Genomic DNA, 20,621 nt, shown 5'->3' with positions numbered 1-20,621 from the left:
CCATTTCGAGGATCGATGAGCGAAGAATCCGCCATGTTGGCCGAGCAGGACCTCAAACTGGTCGACGCGCTCCAGGCGGCGCCGCGCGCGTCGTGGTCGACGCTCGGCCGCGCGCTCGGGCTGGGCGCGGTGACGGCCGCCCGGCGCTGGGACGCCCTCGTCGAACGCGGCGACGCGTGGCTGACCGCCTACGCCGCCGGAGAGCTCACCGCGCAGCTGACGCTGGCGTTCGTGTCGATCGACTGCGAGCCCGGGGCGGTGCTCGACGTCGCGTTCGCGCTGGCCGCCGACGTGCACGTGGTCACCGTCGAGCACGTCGCCGGGCCGTGCGACCTGCTCGCCCACGTCGTCGCGCCGACGCTCAGCGAGCTGGGTGCGCACGTGGCGGGCCGGGTGGCGGCGGTGCCCGGCGTGACGCGGGTGCGGACGACGCTGTCGCCGCGGATGTTCACCGAGGGCAGCCGGTGGCGGGTGCGGGCGATCTCACCGGGCCTGCGGGAAGCCCTCTCGGCGAAGCCGGCTCGCCATCGCGCGCCGTTGCGGTTCGACGCGGCGGACCGGGCGCTGGTCCTGGCGCTGGGGGCGGACGCGCGGGCGTCGGCGGCGGCCTTGGCCGTCGAGGTCGGCGTCGGGGCGACGACGGTGCGTCGGCGGCTGGACGCGCTGCTCGGCCGGGGCGCGATCCGGGTGCGCTGCGAGATCGCGCGGTCGGCGTCGCCGGCGCCGGTCACGATGACGCTGTGGCTGCGGGTGCCGCCGGACATGCTGGAGACGACGGCGCGGTCGCTGGCGATGCTGCCGGAGGTCCGGATGTGCGCGGCGCTGTCCGGGGCGGCGAACCTGATGCTGGTGGTGTGGCTGCCTTCGCAGCACGACACGCTTTCGCTTGAGGCGGTGCTGGCCGCGAAGCTCCCGTGGCTGGAGATCGCCGGCCGGGCGGTGACGCTGCGGAACGTCAAGCTGATGGGCCGTCTGCTCGACTCCGCGGGCCGGGGCGCCGGGCGGGTGCCGCTGGACTTCTGGGCCGCGGTCCCCGTGCCGGGGCACGGGGACCGCAGCGTTGACCGGTCCGGGGGATGAGGGGGGTGAGGTGGAGGGAAGCATCCCCCGGGCCGGTGTTCCGGGGTGGAGCGGAATCCGGCCCGGTGACCGAGGGGCGGCCGCCGGGCGGGGATTCGGGACGGATCTCGCGTGATTCGCGTGTTCGAAGACCGGTCTCGCGTGATCAGAGACGGAACTCGCGTGTCTGGAGGGGCATCTCGCGTGATTGGGGAGGCATCTCGCGTGATTGAAGGGTCGACTCGCGTACCTGGAGGGTCGGCTCGCGTACCTGGAGGGTCGGCTCGCGGTGGGGGCGGAAGTTTGGGGGAGAGTTCCGGCGCGGTGGACGTGGGGGGTGAGGTGGAGGGAAGACGTCCACCGGGCCGGAACTCGCGGGCGGGAGGGCTCCCGCCGGTTTCCTCCTTCGCTGACCCGGCCGGAGCCGGATCGGGGTGGGAATCCCGGCCCGGTGGACTGGGGGGGTGAGGTGGAGGGAAGCGTCCACCGGACCGGGGATCGGGAGCGGGACTGACGTCCCGCGTTTTCTCGGGGTGGTGCGACCGGCCCGGCGGACAAGGGGGGTGAGGTGGAGGGAAGTGTCCGCCGGGCCGGGGATCGTGGGGCGGGTCAGTACCCGCCGGTGGCCGAAGACGCCGCGATCGCCTGCCGGGTGTCGGGCCGGCGCGCCGGGTCGACCTTGCAGCCGTTGGGTTCCACGGCGTACCAGGTGTTCCCCGCGCCGTGGCCGTTCGCCTCGCCGGGCGCGCCGTCCTGGGCGTAGGTGTAGACGGGCCAGCCGCCGACGGTCAGCTGGCTGCTGCCGTCCGCCCGGCGGATGCGCCCGAGCAGGCCGGCGTCGACGCCGCCGGCCGCGGTGATCCGGCCGTCCGCGGGCACCGGTGGCCACTTCTGCGCGCAGACTCCGTCGCAGGTGGACTTTCCGGAACCCCGGCCGTCCTTGGTGAACAGGTAGAGCGTGCGGCCGGCCGAGTCCGTGAGCACGGAACCGAGCCCGCCGATGTCCGTCGTGCCGACGGTGGGGGTGGTGGAGGCCGCGGCCGGTTCCGTGGCCGGGTCCCCGGCCGCCTTCTCCCCCGCCGGGGTGATCGCCGCCCAGTCCGCGCTGACGTTCCGGCCGAGCGCGACACCCGGGCCGGTGTCCTTGGCGTAGGTGTAGACCGGCCGGCCGCCGACGGTCACCTGCTTGCGGCCGTCGGGCCGGACGACCGAGCCGACGAGTTGACTGTCGACCCCGGCAGCTGTCACCGGGACGTCGGAGAGCAGCGGCGGCCAGGTTTCCGCGCAGGCGCCGGCGCAGGCCGACTTCGGCGGGTTGGCCGTGTCTTTCGCGTAGCGGTAGAGCGTGTGCCCTTCGGCGTCGGCCAGTACCGCGCCCAGACCTTCCACAGTGGACACCGTGAGCTGGGCCTGCCCGGCCACCGAACCCGCCGGAACCGCGCTCGCCGGTTGCTGCTGCTGCGCACCGAGCGCCAGCACGGCACCGGACGTGGCGTACGGGTTGGTCCCGCAGGCCGCGACCAGCGCGAGAGCGGCGGCGGTGAGCGTCAGGGCAGCGACCGGGCGAGCGCGGTTCATCGGAGTTTCTCCTTCCTGGGTTCAGGTGGCCGGGGGTGATGCGGTGGTGGCGGTTATTCCGCGCAGGCCTTGCCGGAGTTGACGCAGTTGACCAGGCGGCCCATGATCTGCTTGCTCATCACGTTCGCGAAGTCGTCGTGGTCCGAACGCGGGTTGTGCTTCTCCTGGGCGAAGGCGTCCACTTTGTACTCGCCGTTCTGCTGGACGTCCTGCGGGACGTCGTACACCAGCGTGACCTCGAGCTGCGGCACGTTCTTGAAGCCCTGGGGGCACTTGCCCTGCTTGTCGGCGAACACGATGTGGCTGCGGTGGTCCGTGCTGTCGGTGTTCTTGCCGTCCCAGCAGTTCGGGAACGCGTGGATCCGCTCGACCTTGCTGCCCGCCGGGCAGATCGGGTAGAGGTCGGTCAGCCGGTCCTCGAACCCGGTGCAGGTCCAGCTCGGCCGGGCGTTCTTCGGGCCGTTGGTACTCTGCTTGGCGTCACCGTAGAGGATCTTCAGGCCGAGCGGCATCGCGACGACGTCCTGCGCGCCACCGCCGATGAACTTCAGCGTCGCCGACTCCGGCTCGATGATCGTGCCGTCGTTGTCGCCGACCTCCTTGTTCTCGCCCTGGATGCCGCCCAGCTCCTGCTGGTCGGCCTGACCGGCGTTCTGGTTGGCGTTGTTCTGGTTGTTCTTGTTCTGGTCCTGCTGGTTGTTCTGGTTCTGCTGCTGGTTGTTCTGGTTCTGCTGCTGCTGGTTCTTGTTCTGGCCCTGCTGGTTCTGGCCTTGCTTGTTCTGGTCCTGCTGGTTGTTCTGGTCCTGCTGCTGGTTCTGGTCCTGCTGCTGGTTCTGGTCCTGCTGCTGGTTCTGCTGCTGCTGGTTGCGCTGACGCTGCTGCTGACCGTCCTGGTTCTGGTTCTGGTCACCCTGCTGCTGCCGCGCGGCCTTGCCCGAGCGGCCACCGCCACCCTGGCCCTGGTTGTTGCGCTGATCCTGCGCGTCCTTGGCGTCCTGGGCGCTCTTGTCCTGCTGGACGTCGCCCGTCTTGCCCTTCTGCTGCTGCTGGGCCTTCTGGTTCTTCTGCTGCGCTGCTTCCTTGTCCCCGCGGTCGATCCGGATGACGGGCCAGAAGTAGGCGGACTTGTCACCGTTCTTGCAGGTGGTGCCGCCGGCCAGGAGGCTCTTCAGGCTGGAGTCGGCATCGGTGGTCAAGTTGCCGACGTAGTCGTGCAGGTGCTGGGCACCGTTCTTGATCCCCGGCTGGGCGATGAAGTTGTCCGGGTTCTGGTGCGCGCCGTCGGCGTTCGTTCCGCAGTTGACGGTGAAGGAGCCCTGCGCGCCCTTCTTCTTCAAGGCCGCGTTGACGTTGTTGCCGGCGGGAACCTTGTTGATGTCGATGAAGAACGACGGGTCAGCGGGGTCCGCGCTGGCTTCGCCCGTGCGGCCCGCGGTCACGGCGACGGCGAGTGCGCCGACGGCGATCGCCAGGCCGATCGCGCCCATCGCGATCTTGGTTCGGCGGGCAACGCGGTGTTTGCCCGTCACGGGGGGCCGAGAATTCCGGGCCATAGACTAGTTCACCTCGTTCGTTATTCCGGGCGCGCGCCGTAAAGCGCGGCGGCCCGGGCAAGAACTACCGACAATTGAGCTCGAAATTGCGCGGAACCCGCGGGGATTCCGCACCGGGCCTCCCGCCGGACGTTCCGGCGGTGCCGCCCGGTGCGCCGGTTCCAGCGCGTCGGGGTGCATCGGGGGATGCATTGGGGGATACGGACGCCGGTGCGCAGAGGTTCAAAAGCGACCAGCCCGTTATCTGTTCGTTATCTTCCGGAACGCAACCGGACAGCATTCACCCAGGTCACAGCGTTTTCGCGAAATAAAGAGATTCAGCGCTGCACGACGACGAGCACGGAGCCGTCGTCACCGCGAACCTCGAACCGGCCGATCTGGTCCATCGCCAGGGAGATGGAACCCTGCAGCCGCAACGGTTCCGGCGAGCCGGGGATGCCGAACCCCTTGGGCGGCACCGCCCAGCTGGAGACCACGCGTTCGTCGCCCCCGGTCGAAACGGCGACCAGCTGGCACTTCACCGGCCCGACGATCCCGCGCAGCTCGAGGTCGACGCGGCTGCCCCACTCCACCGGGGACACGGTGACCACGGCGCTGACGGCCGACCCGCCGCTGCCGCGGCCGTAGGTCTGGCCGCCGCCGGGCTGGCCCGGAGCGCCGGAAGAGGGCGGCGCGGTGGACGTCGCCGGGACACTCGACACCGGTGGCGCCTGCTTGCCGCTCGGCGCGGCCAGGGCGGCGGGCGCGACGGCGTCGGCCGGCCGGACCGCGAGGGTCACCAGCGGGCCCGCGATCACCGCGGCCGCGGCCGCGGCGCCGGCGAGGAGACCGATCCGCTTGCGGCGGCGCCGCTTGACGGCGGCCTCTTCCATGAGGCCGCGGAGCACCCGGGGTCCCGGCGAGAGGGTGCGCGGGCCGGGCGCCGGCATCGGCGGCTCCGGCCAGCTGCGTTTCACCAGGTCGAGGACGTCCGGCAGCTGGTAGAGCTCGATCAGGTCGAGCTGGCAGTGCGGGCAGTTCATCAGGTGGGCTTCGAACTGGGTGTTCTCGGCCTCGCTGAGGACGCCCAGTACATAGGCGGCGACGTCGGTGTGTGCTGATCCGGCCACGCTCAGTTCACCCCCGCTCGCGCAGGGCCCGGCGCAGAGCGCGGACGGCGTGGTGGATGCGGGATTTGACGGTGCCGGGAGGCACGCCGAGGGTCGCCGCGACCTCGTTCACGGTCCGATCGCGCAGGTAAGTCTGCTGGATGGCCTCCCGTTGCTCGGGCGAAAGGCCCTGCAACGCCTCGTAAACGATCATCGCGGCGAGCGTCCGGTCCGATTCGTCGGACACCGCGATCGCGTCGGATTCGATCTCCTCGATCTCCTGGGGCCGGGCACTACGGCTGCGCCAGCCGTCGATCACGATACGCCGGGCGACCGTGAACAACCAGGCACGCAGCATCTCCGGCTGGCGGTCGAGCTTGTCGGCGTTCCGCCACGCCTTGATCAGGGTCTCCTGCACGACGTCCTCGGCCCACTGCCGATCGTGGCCGGTCAGCCGCAGCGCGAACGCCATCAGGGACCCGCCGAACTCCTGGTACAGCGCCTTCGCCAGATCGTCGTGGCCGTCGTTGGGCTCGACGACCATTTCGGGATCTCCGACGGATCTCAGCGCTCGAGTGTGCCGTCCCACGCGGGACATCCTGGTGTGCCGGAGGCCCGGAGTCCAGTCCTTCGGCCGGCAAACCGGGGGCAAAACTTTTTTGAACCGTTTCCGGACCGTGTCCGTATCCCCTACCGAAGACCCCGACAAGGCGTTGTCCCCCGCAACGCTCCGCATCCACTCCGGACCAAATGTCCACTGTGGATCCTTCGCGCGCTTTTCCGTTGCACCCCCGGCAACAGCGCGTAGTCATGCCCCACGGAGGAGCAGTGATCCGCATTCCCCGACCGGTGGTCCCCGCCGCCGTGTGCCTCACCGCACTCGCCTTGCTCACCGCCTGTACCGCCGGCGCGGCCACCACCTCGGGTGGCGGCTACGCCGCCGGTGGCGCCGGCATGCAGATGCCCGGCATGCAGCAGCAACAGGGACAGATCGTCCTGCCGATGCCGCAATCCATCACCGCCGACCCGAACAACCCGGCGAAAAGCCAGCTCAGGGCCGCGAAGACGTTCGACCTCGGACTCCTGCTCGTCGACGGGACCGGGTACACGATCTACCGCTACGACCGGGACACGACCAACCCCTCGCGGTCGAACTGCACCGATGCGTGCGCGACCAAGTGGATCCCGGTCAAGGCCGGCGGCAACCTGGCGCCGATCGACGTCGACCAGTCGCTGATCGGCCAGATCACGCGCGACGACGGCACCCAGCAGCTCACCCTCGCCGGCTGGCCGCTGTACCACTTCACCGGCGACAGCGAACCGGCCGACACGTCCGGCCAGGGCGCCGACCAGGCCTGGTACCCGATCGCGCCGGACGGCAAGAAGATCACGATGACGCAGGACGAGTGGAGGCAAAATGCTTTCGGCCTCTGAGTTCGCCGGGCTGGACTTCGATCAGCCGTCGGCGCTCGAGCGCTCCCGGCCGCTGGTCCGGATCCTGTTCGTGCTGGCCGCGGTACTGGCCCTGCTCGCGCCGGGGTCGACCTCGACGGCCCAGACCACCACGGTGTCGGACACCGACGCGGTGCTGCTGACCAAGGTCCGCCAAGCCGGTCTGTGGGAAATGCCCTCCGGCATGATGGCGATGGAGAAGGGCAGCCCGCTCGTCCAGAAGGTCGGCTTCGCGATCATGATGGACCACGGCCGCCTCGACGTCGCGACCCGCGCGCTCTCGCAGAAGCTGAACTCGCCGGTGCCCGACCAGCCCTCCGACGAACAGCGTGGCTGGCTCGCCGAAGAGATGGCCGCGTCCCCCGGCCCGGAGTTCGACCGCGTCTTCGCCAACCGGCTGCGCGCGGCGCACGGCCAGGTGTTCGCCGTCCTCGCGCAGCTGCGGGCCGGCACCCGCAACGACGACGTGCGGGCCTTCGCGACCGTCGGCAACCAGGCCGTGATGCGGCACATGACGATGCTCGAGAGCACCGGGATGGTCGACTACACCGCGCTGCCCGCCCCTTCCGTCTCGACCACCGCGGCGCCCACCGGGATCCAGCTCGGCCTCGACCCGTCCCAGATCGCCGTCGTGGCGGCGCTGTTCCTCCTGCTCGGCGGCGGCCTGTTCTACGTGCTGCGCCAGGTCAAGAGCAACCGGAGCCGGGCCAGGGCGGCCCGGCCGGCCACCGCCAGAGCAGGGGGCGGCCGTGGTTGAGACCTGGCACGACGCCACGCTCTTCCTCACCCAGCAGTTCCAGCCGAAGACGGACCCGGCGGCCCGCGGCCTCGCGGCCTTCGCCGCCCGGACGTCCTACGCCGCGACGATGCTGACGCTCACCTGGGGCGTGCTCACCGCGACCGGCTGGATCCGCTCGGTCACCGGCCGGAAGGGCCTGCGCAGCACCCACATGGTGCTGGCCACCGCGACGATCATCTTCGGTGCCGTCCACGCGCTGGGCTTCACCTACCTGACAGTCCAGCCGTACAGCTTCGCCTACATGTTCATCCCGTTCAGCTCCGGCCAGGAAGTTCGCCACATCGCGGGCATCGTCGGCTTCGAGGTCATGTTCGCCATCTTCCTCACCGCCGGCCTGCAGCGTTTCACGTCCTACCGGCGCTGGCTGTGGCTGCACCGCTGCGCGTACCCGGCGGTGGCGCTCATCGCGCTCCACTCCTGGTTTGGCGCCATCGCCAACGGTCACCTCTCGGTCACCTGGCTGGGCGGCATCACGCTGCTCGTCCCGGCCGTGACGGTGTCGATGCTGCGGTTCATGCCGGCCCGGACCCTCGAACGCATCGGACTCGTGGAAGAGCAGGTGGCCTGACATGCCGCTCCGTTTGCCCGGCAGCGGGCCCCGGATCAGCGTCGACAACGACCGGTGCGAGCTCTACGGCATCTGCGCCATGGAGGCGCCGGACGTGTTCGACCTCGGCCAGGACGGCCGCTTGCGCTTCCACACGCGGCTGCTGGACGAAACCACCATGGAACAGGCGAAGATGGCCGCCCGCTGCTGCCCGATGCAGGCGGTCGTGATGAGAGGGGACCTCGATGGCTGACGGCGACCGGATCGTCATCGTCGGTGCGGGCGTCGCCGGGCTGCGCGCCGCGGAACGCCTGCGGGAACAGAAGTTCGACGGCGAGATCGTCCTGATCGGCGACGAGGCCCGGCGGCCCTACCACCGGCCGATGGTCTCCAAGGCGCTGGTGATGGGGACCGAACGGCCCAGCGACGTGGGCCTTTCGCACTACCTGCCGGATCTCGACGTCCACTGGCGGCTCGGTGCGCGGGTCACGCACCTCGACACGACCGAGCGGGTCGTGCACCTTCCCGGCGGCGAGTCCCTCTGGTACGACGGCCTGATCGCCGCGACCGGCGTCTACCCGCGGCACCTGCCCGGGGCACCGCGGCACGACCCGCGCGTGCGGATCCTGCGCACGGTCGAGGACTCGATGGCCGTGCGGCGCTGCCTCAACGCCAGCAAGAAGCCGGCCGTCGTGATCGGTGCTGGCCTGATCGGCAACGAGTTCGCCGCGAGCATGCGGCACATCGGCCGGGACGTCACCCTGATCGGGCACGCGAAGGCGCCGCTGCACCGCTTCGGCGAGCGCGTCTCGAGCGGCATCGTCGAGGCGCACCACGAGCACCGCGCGAACCTGGCGATGCGGAGCGAGGTCCGGCACTGGATCAGCACGAAGGACACCGTCGGGCTGCACCTGACGAACAACCAGCTGCTGGTCGCCGCCGTCGTCGTGCTCGCCATCGGCAGCGTCCCGTCGGTGGACTGGATGCGCGGCTCCGGCCTCGACATCAGCGACGGCGTCCTGTGCGACTCCAAGCTGTTCGCCGAAGGCGCCTCCGACGTCGTCATCGCCGGGGACATCGCGCGCTGGCCGAACCTGCGCTTCGACGAGACCCCGCGGCGGGTCGAGCACTGGATCAACGCCGTCGAGTCGGCCCGGCACGCGGCGGACAACCTGTTGATGGGCCACTCCAGCGCCATCCCGTTCACCCCGCTCCCCCGCGCCTGGTCGACGCTGTACGACACCCGGCTGCAGATGTGCGGGATGCCGTCACTGGCCGAGGACACCGTGTCGCTGGCCGACGGCATCACCGGGTTCATCCGCGACGGCAGGCTCGTCGGCATCTCCGCGTGGGACAAGCCACGGGCGATGCTCGACTGGATGGCCGAGCTCGACCGGCGTCTCCCCGCACCCGACTACGTGCCGGAGCCGGAGCCCGCGCCCGTCGCCGAGGTCCCGCAGGTCCCGGTGGTCGAGCCGGCGCTCGCCGCGCTGGCGGCCGAGGTGCCGCCGGAGTTCGACAGCGGCTTCGACGCGCAGGCCTTCGAGCGGGAGTTCGAAAGCGAGTTCGCCAACGACATCCCGACGACGGCGTTCCCCGCGCAGTCCCCGCCCACGACGGCGCTGCAGGCGCAGTCGCTGCCGGTGGGGGCGCTGCCGACGATGGCCATCCCGATGGGGAGGTAGAGAAAAGCCGGGGCGGGGCTGCGCGCGGCGGCCTCCGTCCCCTTGCCGGTCACCACACCCCCTCCGCGGCTGGGTGGTGTGGTGGCCGGCCCCCAACGTCCCCCTGCCCGCCTCGCGTCTGGACCAGACGCCGGCCGCCCGGCGGGCCAGGAGAGGGCCATCCCGAGGGAACCCGACGCCCCCGGGGTGGCCTTCTTCCGGCGCACCGGGCGGGGGCCCGGGGTCGAGCGCTCCGGCGGTTTCCGCCGGGGCGAACGGGCCGTGGCGGCCTTGCGGCGGAAGGGTATGCCGCCGGAAGGGCTTCACGGTCCGCTGCACCGGTGCACGGCCGTCCCGGGGGAACGGGAACCCCCGGGACGGCTCCGCCCCGCGTCGCCTGTGGACAACCCGGCCGCACCGTGTCGACCTCCCAATCACGCGAGATGCCCCTCCAATCACGCGAGATGCCTCTTCAATCACGCGAGATGCCTCCCGATCACGCGGAGGCCGTGCCCCAGCGGACGACACGCGTGTCTGAAGGGACGACACGCGTGATTGAAGGGGCGACACGAAACCCTCCGCCGCAGCCCGTCCCCTGTGGCAGGATCCAGGGGTGACCAGCACGTCCTCCACGGAGCAGTACCTGCGTGACCTCGCGCTGCTGCGCCGGGTCCGGGACCGGATCGACCGGGAGTACGCCCAGCCTCTCGACGTCGAGGCGCTGGCCCGCGGCGTGAACATGTCGGCCGGGCACCTCAGCCGGCAGTTCCGGCGGGCGTACGGAGAGTCACCGTATTCGTACCTGATGACCCGGCGGATCGAACGGGCGATGGCCCTGCTGCGCACGGGCGAGCTGAGCGTGACCGAGGTGTGCTTCACCGTCGGCTTCTCGTCGCTCGGCACCTTCAGCACCCGGTTCGCCGAGCTGGTCGGGATGCCCCCGAGCGTCTACCGCGAGCAGCAGGCCGAGGCCACCGTCGGGATGCCGCCGTGCGTCGCCAAGCAGGTCACCAGACCGATCAGGAATCGAGAAGCGCGGCCCTCGGCGGCCACCTAGGGTGACCATCATGGACGTCACCATTCACTCGAGCTTCCTCCCCCACACGGACCCGGAAGCCTCGCTCGCCTTCTACCGCGACCTCCTCGGCTTCGAGGTCCGCCAGAACGTCAAGTACGGCGCCATGCAGTGGATCACCGTCGGCCCGCCGAACCAGCCGGACACCGCGATCGTGCTGTCACCGGTGGCCGCGACGCCGGGCCTGACCGACGACGAGCGCCGCATGATCGGCGAGATGATGGCCAAGGGCACCTACGCCTCGGTCAACCTGGCCACCAAGGACCTCGACGCCCTCTTCGCCAAGCTCGAGGCGGGCAACGCCGAGGTCGTCCAGGAGCCGGTCGAGCAGCCCTACGGGATCCGCGACTGCTCGTTCCGCGACCCGGCGGGCAACCTCCTGCGCATCCAGGAACTGCGCTGACCACGACCGCCCCCGCGCACAGCTACCGCGAGGTGCTGCGCGACCGGCGGATCGCCGGGCTCCTGCTGGGGGATCTCCTGGCCAACGTCGGCACCGGCATGTTGCTCGTCGCCATGCCCGTCCAGACGCTCTCCCTCCACGGCGGCGTGCCGAAGGCGATCGCCATCGGGCTCGTGGAGGCCGCGCCGTTCGTCCTGTCCACCCTGCTGGCGCTGGCCATCGGGCTCGGCCGGGTGCGGGTGCCGCCGCGCACGCTGCTCGTCGCCGACTGCGTGCTGCGGTCGCTGACCTTCGCCACCCTCGGCGTCCTGGCCGTCGCCGGCCTGCTCACGCTGCCCGTGCTGGTCGCCGGTCTCCTCTTCGGCGCGACGTTCCGGCTGGCCGGGTCGAGCAGCCGGCGCCTGCTGGCGACGTCGGCCGCGGGCGAGGCCGGCCGGTTCTCGGTCAACGGCCTGCTGGGGCTGAACACGACGTTCGCGCTGTACATCGCCGGGCCGGTGCTGGGCGGGGTCGTCGTGGCGACGGCCGGCGCGGGCTTGGCGCTCTTCGTCGACGCGGGCGGAGCGCTGATCCTGCTGGCCGCCACGCTGGCGTGCGTCCCCCGCGGCGCCGAAGGCAAGGACGCGCTGCGCGACGGGGGAACCCACGAATCGGGCTGGCGGATCCTGCGCCGCCGCCCGGTCGCCGCGCGGCTGCTGGTGGTCGAGTTCTTCTTCAACTTCCTGTACATGCCGGTCGAAGTGGCGCTGCCGCTGTACGTGAGCGGGACGTTGCACGCCGGCGCGTCCGGTCTGGGGGTGCTGTGGGGTGCACTCGGGGCCGGCGCGTTCCTCGGCGCCGCGCTCGTCGGCCGGCTGCGGAACCTGCCGCAGCGGCCGCTGCTGGTCGCGATCATCGGCCTGTGGGCGCTGTGCCCGATCGCGCTCGCCGTCACCGGCGACCTCACCGTGGCGCTGCTCGTCTTCGGCCTGGGCGGCCTGGTGTACGCGCCGTTCACACCGGTCGCGTACAGCTTCCTGCAGTCCGGGCTCGCCCCCGGGGAACAGCAGCAGGTCGTCACGCTGTGGACGACCGGCTCCACGGTGGCCGCCCCGCTCGGGCTGGCCCTGGGCGGCCCCCTGATCGAACTGGCGGGCAGCACCGGCGGCCTCGTGCTGTCCGGTGTGCTGACCCTCCTGCTGCTCCCGATCGCGGCCCGGGCGGTGCTCGGACGCATTCCGGAAAGGAATCCGCTATGTGCCTCAGCCTGAAAGCCGCCGCACAGCAACATTTCCGTGAGCTGGCATTGTTGCGGCGCGTCCGCGACCGCATCGACCGCGAGCACGCACTGCCGCTGGACATCGATTCGCTCGCGGCCGTGGTGGACCTGCCCATCGCATTGTTCGTCCGCCGGTTCCGGGACGCTTACGGCCTTTCGCCGCACGATTACCGGCGGGCCGCCGAAGCCGTCAGGAATCGAGAAGCACTGGCCGCGGATCCCGCCGTAGCTTGATTCCACCCGCCCGACTCTGAACGCTGGAGAACACCGATGAGCAAGCCCACGAGGAAGACCGCACCGCACGCCGCGGACAGCCACGACCTGATCCGCGTCCACGGCGCGCGCGTGAACAACCTCAAGGACATCAGCGTCGAGCTGCCGAAGCGGCGGCTGACGGTGTTCACCGGGGTCTCCGGCTCGGGCAAGAGCTCCCTGGTGTTCAGCACGATCGCCGCCGAGTCGCAGCGGCTGATCAACGAGACCTACAGCACCTTCGTGCAGGGGTTCATGCCGACGCTGGCGAGACCCGACGTCGACGTCCTCGACGGGATCACCACCGCGATCATCGTCGACCAGGAGCGGATGGGCGCCAACTCGCACTCCACCGTCGGCACCGCCACCGACGCCAACGCGATGCTGCGGATCCTGTTCAGCAGGCTCGGGACGCCGCACATCGGCTCGCCGCAGGCGTTTTCGTTCAACGTCGCCTCCATCAGCGGCGCGGGCGCGGTCACCATCGAAAAGGGTGGCAGGCAGATCAAGGAGCGCCGCAGCTTCAGCATCACCGGCGGCATGTGCCCGCGCTGCGAGGGCCGCGGCAAGGTCAACGACATCGACCTGACCGCGCTGTTCGACGAGAACAAGTCGATCAACGAAGGCGCGATCACGATCCCGGGCTACAGCATGGAGGGCTGGTACGGCCGCATCTTCCGCGGCTCCGGCTTCTTCGACCCGGACAAGCCGATCAAGAAGTACACCAAGAGGCAGTTCGACGACCTGGTGTACAAGGAACCGACGAAGATCAAGATCGAGGGCATCAACCTGACCTACTCGGGGCTGGTGCCGGCGATCCAGAAGTCCATGCTGTCCAAGGACGTCGACTCGCTGCAGCCGCACATCCGGGCGTTCGTGGAGCGTGCGGTGACGTTCCAGACCTGCCCCGACTGCGACGGCACGCGGCTGTCGCCGGAGGCCCGGTCGTCCAAGATCGACGGGATCAGCATCGCCGACGCCTGCGCGATGCAGATCAGCGACCTCGCCGCGTGGGTGGGGAAGCTGTCCGAGCCGTCGGTCGCGCCGCTGCTGGACGCGCTGAAGCACACGCTCGACTCGTTCGTCGAGATCGGGCTCGGCTACCTCTCGCTCGACCGTCCATCGGGGACGCTCTCGGGCGGGGAAGCCCAGCGCACCAAGATGATCCGTCACCTCGGGTCGTCGCTGACCGACGTCACCTACGTCTTCGACGAGCCGACGATCGGCCTGCACCCGCACGACATCCAGCGCATGAACGAACTGCTGCTGCAGCTGCGCGACAAGGGCAACACAGTGCTGGTCGTGGAGCACAAGCCGGAGGCGATCGCCATCGCCGACCACGTCGTCGACCTCGGCCCCCGGGCGGGGTCCGCGGGCGGCGAGGTGGTCTTCGAGGGCACTGTGGACGGTCTGCGCAAGAGCAGGACGCTCACCGGGCGGCACCTGGACGACCGCGCGTCGCTGAAGGACTCGGTGCGCACGCCTTCGGGTGTCATGGAGGTCCGCGGGGCCGCCACGCACAACCTGCAGGACGTCGACGTCGACATCCCGCTCGGCGTGCTCGTGGTCGTGACCGGGGTGGCGGGTTCGGGCAAGAGCTCGCTGATCCACGGCTCGGTGGCCGGGCAGGACGGCGTGGTGGCGATCGACCAGACCGGGATCCGCGGTTCGCGCCGGAGCAACCCGGCGACCTACACCGGGCTGCTGGAGCCGATCCGCAAGGCGTTCGCCAAGGCCAACGGCGTGAAGCCGGCTCTGTTCAGCGCCAACTCCGAGGGCGCCTGCCCCAACTGCAACGGCGCCGGCGTCGTCTACACGGACCTGGGGATCATGGCGAGCACCGCCACGCCGTGCGAGGTGTGCGACGGCAACCGGTTCTCGGCCGAGGTGCTGGAGTACACCTTCGGCGGCAAGAACATCAGCGACGTGTTCGGGATGTCGGTGACGGAGGCCGAGGCGTTCTTCGCCGACGGCGAGGCGAGCATCCCGGCGGCGCACAAGATCCTCACGCACCTGTCCGACGTCGGCCTCGGCTACCTCACGCTCGGCCAGCCGCTGACGACGCTGTCGGGCGGCGAGCGGCAGCGGATCAAGCTGGCGACCCGGATGGCGGAGAAGGGCGGGGTGTACGTCCTCGACGAACCGACGGCGGGTCTGCACCTGGCCGACGTCGAGCAGCTGCTGGGACTGCTGGACCGGCTGGTCGACTCGGGCAAGTCGGTGATCGTCATCGAGCACCACCAGGCCGTGATGGCGCACGCGGACTGGATCATCGACCTCGGCCCGGGCGCGGGTCACGACGGCGGCCGGATCGTGTTCGAGGGCACGCCCGCGCAGCTGGTGAAGGCGCGGAAGAAGACGCTGACCGGCAAGCACCTCGCGGAGTACGTGGGCTGAGTCTCAAGCGCCCCAATGTGGCGTTCGGTGCGTCAGACGCACCCAATGTGGCGTTCGGTGCGTTGAACGCAACCAACGCCACATTGGGGCGCTCGCATACCAGCGCGGCCGGTAGGGCTGGCCCCCGCACAGTGCCTGGGGCGCGCAGGCTTCCCCGGAGACCCGCCGCCGCGAAGACTCGGGTGCGTGACCACCACCGAGAACCTCGTCGGCAGCGACTTCGCCCGGCTGAGCCACCGCATCTCCGCCGCCGGCCTGATGAAACGCCGTCCCGGCTACTACACCGCCCGGTTCGCCGTCGTCATCGGGGCGTCCGCCGCCGGCTGGGTCGCCTTCGCGCTGCTCGGGAACTCGTGGTGGCAGCTCGCCATCGCCGTGTTCCAGGCGTTCCTGTTCGGCCAGATCGCGTTGCTGTCCCACGATCTCGCGCACAAGCAGGTGTTCCGGCGACGGCGTCCCACCGAGATCGCCGGGATGCTGCTCGGCAACCTCGGGATCGGGATGAGCTACGGCTGGTGGATGGACAAGCACACCCGCCACCACGCCAACCCGAACCACGAGGAGCTCGACCCGGACGTCGACCCGGACATCCTCGTGTGGTCGAAGGACCAGGCCCGCGCCAGCCGCGGGGTCCCCCGGTTCATCGGGCGGTACCAGGCGTTCCTGTTCTTCCCGCTGCTCACCCTCGAGGGCCTCAACCTGCACTGGTCCGGCGTCCGCGCGGTCCGGACGCCGGGACTGCGCCGCCGCGGTCTCGAAGCCGCGTTGCTCGCCGCGCACTTCGTCCTCTACTTCGGCGCGCTGGGCACGGTGCTCAGCCCCGGCATGGCGTTGCTGTTCTTCGCCGTCCACCAAGGACTCTGGGGTGTCTACATGGGATCGATCTTCGCCCCCAACCACAAGGGCATGCCGACGCTGACCGGGCGGACCGAGCTCGACTTCCTCCGCAAGCAGGTGCTCACGTCCCGCAACGTCCGCGGCGGCGCCGTCACCGACGCCGCCCTCGGCGGGCTCAACTACCAGATCGAGCACCACCTGTTCCCGAGCATGCCGTCGCCGCACCTGCGGCGGGCGCAGCCGATCGTCCAGGCCTACTGCGCCGAGCTCGGCGTCCCCTACCTGCAGACGAGCCTCGTCGAGTCCTACCGGCAGGCCCTCACCCACCTGCATGAAGCTGGGGCCCCTCTCAGGAACCGTTCGTAGACTCGGGGTATGAGGAAGAGGATCGCGGCCCTGCGGGACCTGCCGGCGGCGTTCGGCGCGAAGGCCACCGGCGCGCGGGCGGAGCGGGTCCGCTCGTCGCCGCAGTTCGACGGCAAGGTGTTCCGCAACGTCGCGCCGCGGCACCCGATGACCGCGGCGGCGATGCGGACCATCTTCCGCGAGATGTTCTTCGGGGAGCACCGCGAGCTGCGCAAACCCGCCCACCCGGTGCCGCTGGTCGCGGCGGAGCCGGTTCTCGCGGCCGACGGCCTGTACCTGACCTGGTACGGCCACGCGTCCACGCTCGTCGAGCTGGACGGCGCCCGCGTGCTGCTCGACCCGGTGTGGAGCGACCGGGTGTCCCCCGCCGCGTTCGCCGGACCGCGGCGGCTGCACGAGCCGCCGGTGGCGCTGTCCGCACTCGGCCGGATCGACGCCGTGGTGATTTCACACGACCACTACGACCACCTGGACCTGGCGACCGTCCGGGCGCTGACGGCTTCCTCCGAGGCCCCGTTCCTGGTGCCGCTCGGCGTCGGCGCGCACCTGGAGCGCTGGCACGTCCCGGCTTCGCGGATCATCGAGCTGGACTGGCACGAAGAGGCGACGGTGGCGGGTGTCCGCTTCGTCGCGACGCCGGCCCAGCACTTCTCCGGCCGCGGCATCACGAACGACGACACACTGTGGACGTCGTGGGCGCTACTGGGCCCGTCCCATCGCGTGTTCTACAGCGGCGACACGGGGTACTTCGACGGCTTCGCGGCGATCGGCGCGGAGCACGGCCCGTTCGACGCGGCCCTGATCCAGATCGGCGCGTACGCCCCGCACTGGCCGGACATCCACATGACTCCGGAAGAGGGCGTCGCGGCCGGCCTCGACGTGCGGGCGAAGCTGCTGGTCCCGGTGCACTGGGCGACGTTCCAGCTGGCCATGCACCCGTGGGGCGAGCCGGCGGACCGCGTGTGGAGCGAGGCGAAGGAGGCCGACCTCCCGCTGGCGATCCCCCGCCCGGGCGAGCGCATCGACGTGGCGGCACCGCCCGCGGTGGACGGCTGGTGGCAGGCGCTGTGACCCTGGGGTCGACACGCGTGATCAGGAGGTCGACACGCGTGATCGGGGCGACGACACGACGCGGCGCGGTCGTGTCGCCCCTCCGATCACGCGTGTCGGCGCTTCAATCACGCGTGTCGACCGTCCCCGCACGTCGTCGAGCCTTGGAGCGCGTGTGAAGCTGAAGCTGGACCTCCACGACATCTACAACCGCGGCGGCGAGATCGACCGGGCCCTGCGCGCGATCATCGACGAGGCCGTCGCGAAGAAGGCGCCGCTCGTCGAGATCATCCCCGGCAAGGGCTCCGGCCAGCTGAAGAAGCACGTCCTGCGGTTCCTCGAGCGCAAGGACGTCAAGGCGCTGTACCACCGGGTCGAAAAGGACAAGGACAACTTCGGCCGGGTGTTCGTGCACTTCCGCTGGAAGTGAGGGCTCAGCCGGGCGGCGGGACGGCCGCGAGCCCCCACGCCGAGCGGAACGCGCTGACGGTCAGCCAGGCCAGCCGGGCGTTGACCGCGAACAGCCGGCGCACCGAGCTGAGGGTGTCGAAGGACGCGTCGCCTTCCGCGCGGCCGCGCTCGAGGTCCGCCGGGCTGAACCCGGGGCCGAACACTTCGAGCACGGTGCCCAGGTAGTACAGGTATCCGAGGGTTTCCAGCTGCAGCCGCTGCAGGGCGCCGGGCTCGGCCACGGCACCGGCGACGACCGGCGGCTGCCGCACCGCGCGCAGCAGCACCTCCGGATCGGCGACGCCGTGCGCGTCGAGGTGCCGGACCAGTTCGCTCACCACGACGTCGTCGTACGTGCCGCGCGCGATGACCGTGCGCAGCGCGCCGCGTTTGTTCCGCAGGTCTTCGCCGACCAGGCGCCGCGCGACGTCGGGCAGCGAGCCGCTCTCGCCGATCACCTGCCGGGCCACCCGGATCAGCTCGCGCGGCAGCCCGCCCGCCAGGCAGTGGCACAGGCACGCGAAGGGTTCCGGCAGGGTCAGGATGCGGTTGTTCAGCACCTGCCGCGCTTCGGCGAGGGTGAGGTACTCCAGCCGCAGGATGACGTCGAAGGCGCTGTCGAACGCGTCCCGCACCGGGAGCCCTCGCCGTTCGAAGGACGCGAGGGCGTCCTCCGACACCGAGACGAGCAGCAGGAAGCCGGGCACGCCCAGGTCGACCAACGCCTTCAGCTCGTTGACGAAGTCCTGGGCGGCCTCCGGCGAAGCGATCTTGTCCAGTTCGTCGAGGATGATCACCACCGACGGCGTGGCCACCTTGGGCTCTTCGGCCAGGTACGTGACGGTCGCGGCGAGGAAGTCGCTGAAGTCGCGGACGATCTGCGGGTAGGTGCGCGGCTGCCGGGTCACCTCGCGCGAACCGCTGAGCCCGACTTCGGCGCCGGCCAGCCCGCCGACCTTCCCCGACCACCCCGCGGTGTGCTTCTGCTGGAACTCGATCTCCTCGAGCCGGTCCACCGCCAGCCGCCGCAGCGCGGGCAGGCCGCCCACGGGCGTCCCCCGGGGTACGCGCGGCCGCTCCGGCAGTGGGGCGGCGGGCATGGCCGAGCGACGGCGCGCGGCCACCGCGAGAAGCGCTCCGGCGGCGAGCAGGGACACGACGGGCCACCAGAGGGAAGCGAACCACGACCTGAGGTCGATCTTGGGGTCGCGCAACGACAACGAGCCCGCCAGGCCCAGGGCGAGCCACACCACCACGACCGCGGCGAACGGCCACCAGCGCCGGAGCCGGGCGCGCCAGGCCGGCCACGGGCTCGGCTGCTCGGCCGCGCCGGCGCCGCGCTCGTCGCAGAACGCGACCACCGCGGCGCACATCCGCGCGTACAGGTACAGCACGAACTCCCGCACGTCGTAGCGCACTGGCACGCTTTCGAGCAACGCGATGTGCGCGCTGTCCACGTCGAGCAGACGGCGGTCGCGGAACGCTTCGAGCCACGTCGACTTGCCCGCACCCCGCGGACCGGCCACACCGACCGCGCCCCCGCTGATGCCCGCCAGGACCAGTTCCAGCCGGAGGCCGCCGGCGGTCTTCCGGACGATCGGCTTGCTCGTGCGCATCTGCCCGAGCACGCCGCGGTCGTAGGCGGGCAACGTCGTGCTGAACGGCGGGTTGAGCATCGCGTTGACGTGGTGGAAGACCCGCTGCCGGATGGGCTCCTCGGCCGCCGCCCACCACGCCTGTTCGGCCTCTTCCAGCTCGCCGCGCAGCCGGTCCCGCTGCCCGAGCCACCCCTGGCTGCGGAAGAGGGCCACGTCCTGGGACAGCGCGCGAGGCAGCCGCAAGCCGAGCACCAGTGGGCCGCCGAGGACCATCGCCAGCAGGGACACCACGTCCGCGGACAGCCACCGCACCCAGTCGGGTCCCGGCACCGGCACCACGGTCAGCACCAGGGCCGTCAGGACATACGCGCCGAGCATGACGCGGGTCTCCCGGCCGACGACCGGGCCCGGGATCGTGTAGCGCTTCAGGTCCTCTTGCGCGGGCGCGTTGGACGCCGCGTACGCGCCGAAGGCCAGCACGAGGGTCAGCACGCCCGCGATGATCCAGAGACCCCAAGCCAGGACCGAGCCCATGCCTTCGACCGACGGCGTCCACAGCCGCCAGAGCAACATCAGGTACACCGAGGCGAAGCCGGTGACCAGGGGCCAGCCCGAGCCACCGCGGGCCGGTTCGCCGGTCAGCCGACGCCCTGCCCGCTTTATCGCCACGTAGGCCGGGCGGAGCGCGGCGAAGCCCACCACCACCACGGCCGCCGAAACCCAGAAGTGGCCGGCGGAGTTCAACGGTGCCTGGAGCAGCTGCCAGAACAGCAGCGGGAAGATCATGCCCAGCCAGAGCGCGGTGCCGATCGCCGCGTGCGCGCCCTTGTCACGGGGATCGGGACGGCCCGCCGGTCGCTCGGGCGGGTTCTCGTGCGCGGCGAGCGCCGTGCGAGCGCGCCTCAGCTGGGCGATCTCGTTGTTGGTGTCGCTGAGCAGCGCGACCCCGTCACCGGCCACCCGCTTGACGACTTCGGCCCGCAGGCCGGCGAACTGGGTCTCCGAGAGGTCCTGGGTGAGCTGCGGCACGAGCTTGTCGAGCACCTGCTCCGCCAAGGCGGGGAGCCGGTCGCGGAGCTCTTCGACCAGCTCGTCGGGCGGGCCGCCGTCCGGCTCGGGAAGGGCGTGCCGGGAGACGGGATAAGCCGGTGGTGGAGCGGTCACGGATGGGAACAGTATCGGACCGCGACGGTCC

General features: G+C 70.9%; 19 protein-coding genes. 14 read left to right on the top strand and 5 right to left on the bottom strand.

The window, feature by feature from the left end; translation table 11 throughout:
• Positions 1 to 15 precede the first annotated feature (15 nt).
• Positions 16 to 1,080 carry an Lrp/AsnC family transcriptional regulator gene (locus tag CF165_RS53550; RefSeq protein WP_276209765.1) on the top strand — a complete coding sequence of 355 codons (1,065 nt, stop codon included), beginning with the start codon at positions 16 to 18 and terminating at the stop codon, positions 1,078 to 1,080.
• 588 nt (positions 1,081 to 1,668) lie between these two features.
• On the opposite strand, the gene CF165_RS41510 is transcribed toward CF165_RS53550, so the two are convergent.
• From CF165_RS41510 to CF165_RS41495, 4 genes are all read right to left on the bottom strand, one after another.
• Positions 1,669 to 2,637, bottom strand: a complete 969-nt coding sequence (locus CF165_RS41510; protein WP_093953067.1) for an SCO0930 family lipoprotein — start codon at positions 2,635 to 2,637, stop codon at positions 1,669 to 1,671.
• Positions 2,638 to 2,690: 53 nt separating this feature from the next.
• A complete protein-coding gene (locus CF165_RS41505) occupies positions 2,691 to 4,190 on the bottom strand; it encodes a DUF1996 domain-containing protein (protein WP_093953066.1) in 1,500 nt (499 codons plus the stop codon).
• A 317-nt stretch (positions 4,191 to 4,507) separates the two neighbouring features.
• Positions 4,508 to 5,299 (bottom strand): zf-HC2 domain-containing protein, encoded by a 792-nt coding sequence (locus CF165_RS41500; protein WP_093953065.1) that lies wholly within the window; start codon positions 5,297 to 5,299, stop codon positions 4,508 to 4,510.
• A gap of 7 nt (positions 5,300 to 5,306) precedes the next feature.
• Positions 5,307 to 5,867 (bottom strand): sigma-70 family RNA polymerase sigma factor, encoded by a 561-nt coding sequence (locus CF165_RS41495; RefSeq protein ID WP_093953064.1) that lies wholly within the window; start codon positions 5,865 to 5,867, stop codon positions 5,307 to 5,309.
• A gap of 239 nt (positions 5,868 to 6,106) precedes the next feature.
• Here CF165_RS41495 and CF165_RS41490 point away from each other — a divergent pair, with 239 nt between their 5' ends.
• From CF165_RS41490 to CF165_RS41430, 13 genes are all read left to right on the top strand, one after another.
• A complete protein-coding gene (locus CF165_RS41490) occupies positions 6,107 to 6,712 on the top strand; it encodes a hypothetical protein (protein ID WP_093953063.1) in 606 nt (201 codons plus the stop codon).
• Positions 6,696 to 7,487, top strand: coding sequence for a DUF4142 domain-containing protein (locus tag CF165_RS41485; protein ID WP_093953062.1), 792 nt, complete (start codon positions 6,696 to 6,698; stop codon positions 7,485 to 7,487). The genes CF165_RS41490 and CF165_RS41485 overlap by 17 nt, the downstream gene beginning before the upstream one ends.
• Positions 7,480 to 8,097 (top strand): ferric reductase-like transmembrane domain-containing protein, encoded by a 618-nt coding sequence (locus CF165_RS41480; RefSeq protein ID WP_093953061.1) that lies wholly within the window; start codon positions 7,480 to 7,482, stop codon positions 8,095 to 8,097. Before CF165_RS41485 ends, CF165_RS41480 begins: the two co-directional genes overlap by 8 nt.
• Before the next feature lies 1 nt (position 8,098).
• Positions 8,099 to 8,329, top strand: coding sequence for a ferredoxin (locus CF165_RS41475; RefSeq protein WP_093953060.1), 231 nt, complete (start codon positions 8,099 to 8,101; stop codon positions 8,327 to 8,329).
• Positions 8,322 to 9,761, top strand: a complete 1,440-nt coding sequence (locus CF165_RS41470; protein WP_093953059.1) for an NAD(P)/FAD-dependent oxidoreductase — start codon at positions 8,322 to 8,324, stop codon at positions 9,759 to 9,761. The genes CF165_RS41475 and CF165_RS41470 overlap by 8 nt, the downstream gene beginning before the upstream one ends.
• 592 nt (positions 9,762 to 10,353) lie before the next feature.
• Complete coding sequence (locus CF165_RS41465; RefSeq protein ID WP_093953058.1) at positions 10,354 to 10,797, top strand: helix-turn-helix transcriptional regulator; 444 nt, start codon at positions 10,354 to 10,356, stop codon at positions 10,795 to 10,797.
• A 10-nt stretch (positions 10,798 to 10,807) separates the two neighbouring features.
• Positions 10,808 to 11,218, top strand: coding sequence for a VOC family protein (locus tag CF165_RS41460; protein ID WP_093953082.1), 411 nt, complete (start codon positions 10,808 to 10,810; stop codon positions 11,216 to 11,218).
• 32 nt (positions 11,219 to 11,250) lie between these two features.
• A complete protein-coding gene (locus tag CF165_RS41455; protein ID WP_093953057.1) occupies positions 11,251 to 12,468 on the top strand; it encodes an MFS transporter in 1,218 nt (405 codons plus the stop codon).
• Positions 12,453 to 12,710: an AraC family transcriptional regulator gene (locus CF165_RS41450; RefSeq protein WP_093953056.1), complete on the top strand. Its 258-nt coding sequence runs from the start codon at positions 12,453 to 12,455 to the stop codon at positions 12,708 to 12,710. Before CF165_RS41455 ends, CF165_RS41450 begins: the two co-directional genes overlap by 16 nt.
• Before the next feature lie 36 nt (positions 12,711 to 12,746).
• The gene (locus tag CF165_RS41445; protein WP_093953055.1) at positions 12,747 to 15,125 is read left to right on the top strand and encodes an ATP-binding cassette domain-containing protein; all 2,379 of its coding nucleotides are present in this window, start codon (positions 12,747 to 12,749) and stop codon (positions 15,123 to 15,125) included.
• Positions 15,126 to 15,311: 186 nt separating this feature from the next.
• Positions 15,312 to 16,328 carry a fatty acid desaturase family protein gene (locus CF165_RS41440; protein ID WP_093953054.1) on the top strand — a complete coding sequence of 339 codons (1,017 nt, stop codon included), beginning with the start codon at positions 15,312 to 15,314 and terminating at the stop codon, positions 16,326 to 16,328.
• Between the two features lie 9 nt (positions 16,329 to 16,337).
• Complete coding sequence (locus tag CF165_RS41435; RefSeq protein WP_093953053.1) at positions 16,338 to 17,399, top strand: MBL fold metallo-hydrolase; 1,062 nt, start codon at positions 16,338 to 16,340, stop codon at positions 17,397 to 17,399.
• 154 nt (positions 17,400 to 17,553) lie between these two features.
• Complete coding sequence (locus CF165_RS41430; RefSeq protein ID WP_003092780.1) at positions 17,554 to 17,808, top strand: Smr/MutS family protein; 255 nt, start codon at positions 17,554 to 17,556, stop codon at positions 17,806 to 17,808.
• 4 nt (positions 17,809 to 17,812) lie between these two features.
• Here CF165_RS41430 and CF165_RS41425 read toward each other — a convergent pair whose 3' ends face one another.
• Entirely contained in the window at positions 17,813 to 20,590 is a 2,778-nt protein-coding gene (locus tag CF165_RS41425) for a hypothetical protein (RefSeq protein WP_093953052.1), read from the bottom strand.
• Positions 20,591 to 20,621 lie beyond the last annotated feature (31 nt).

This window comes from Amycolatopsis vastitatis (assembly GCF_002234595.1).
GTDB classification, from domain to species: Bacteria; Actinomycetota; Actinomycetes; order Mycobacteriales; family Pseudonocardiaceae; genus Amycolatopsis; species Amycolatopsis vastitatis.
This window is presented reverse-complemented; position numbering and strand designations above follow the sequence as displayed.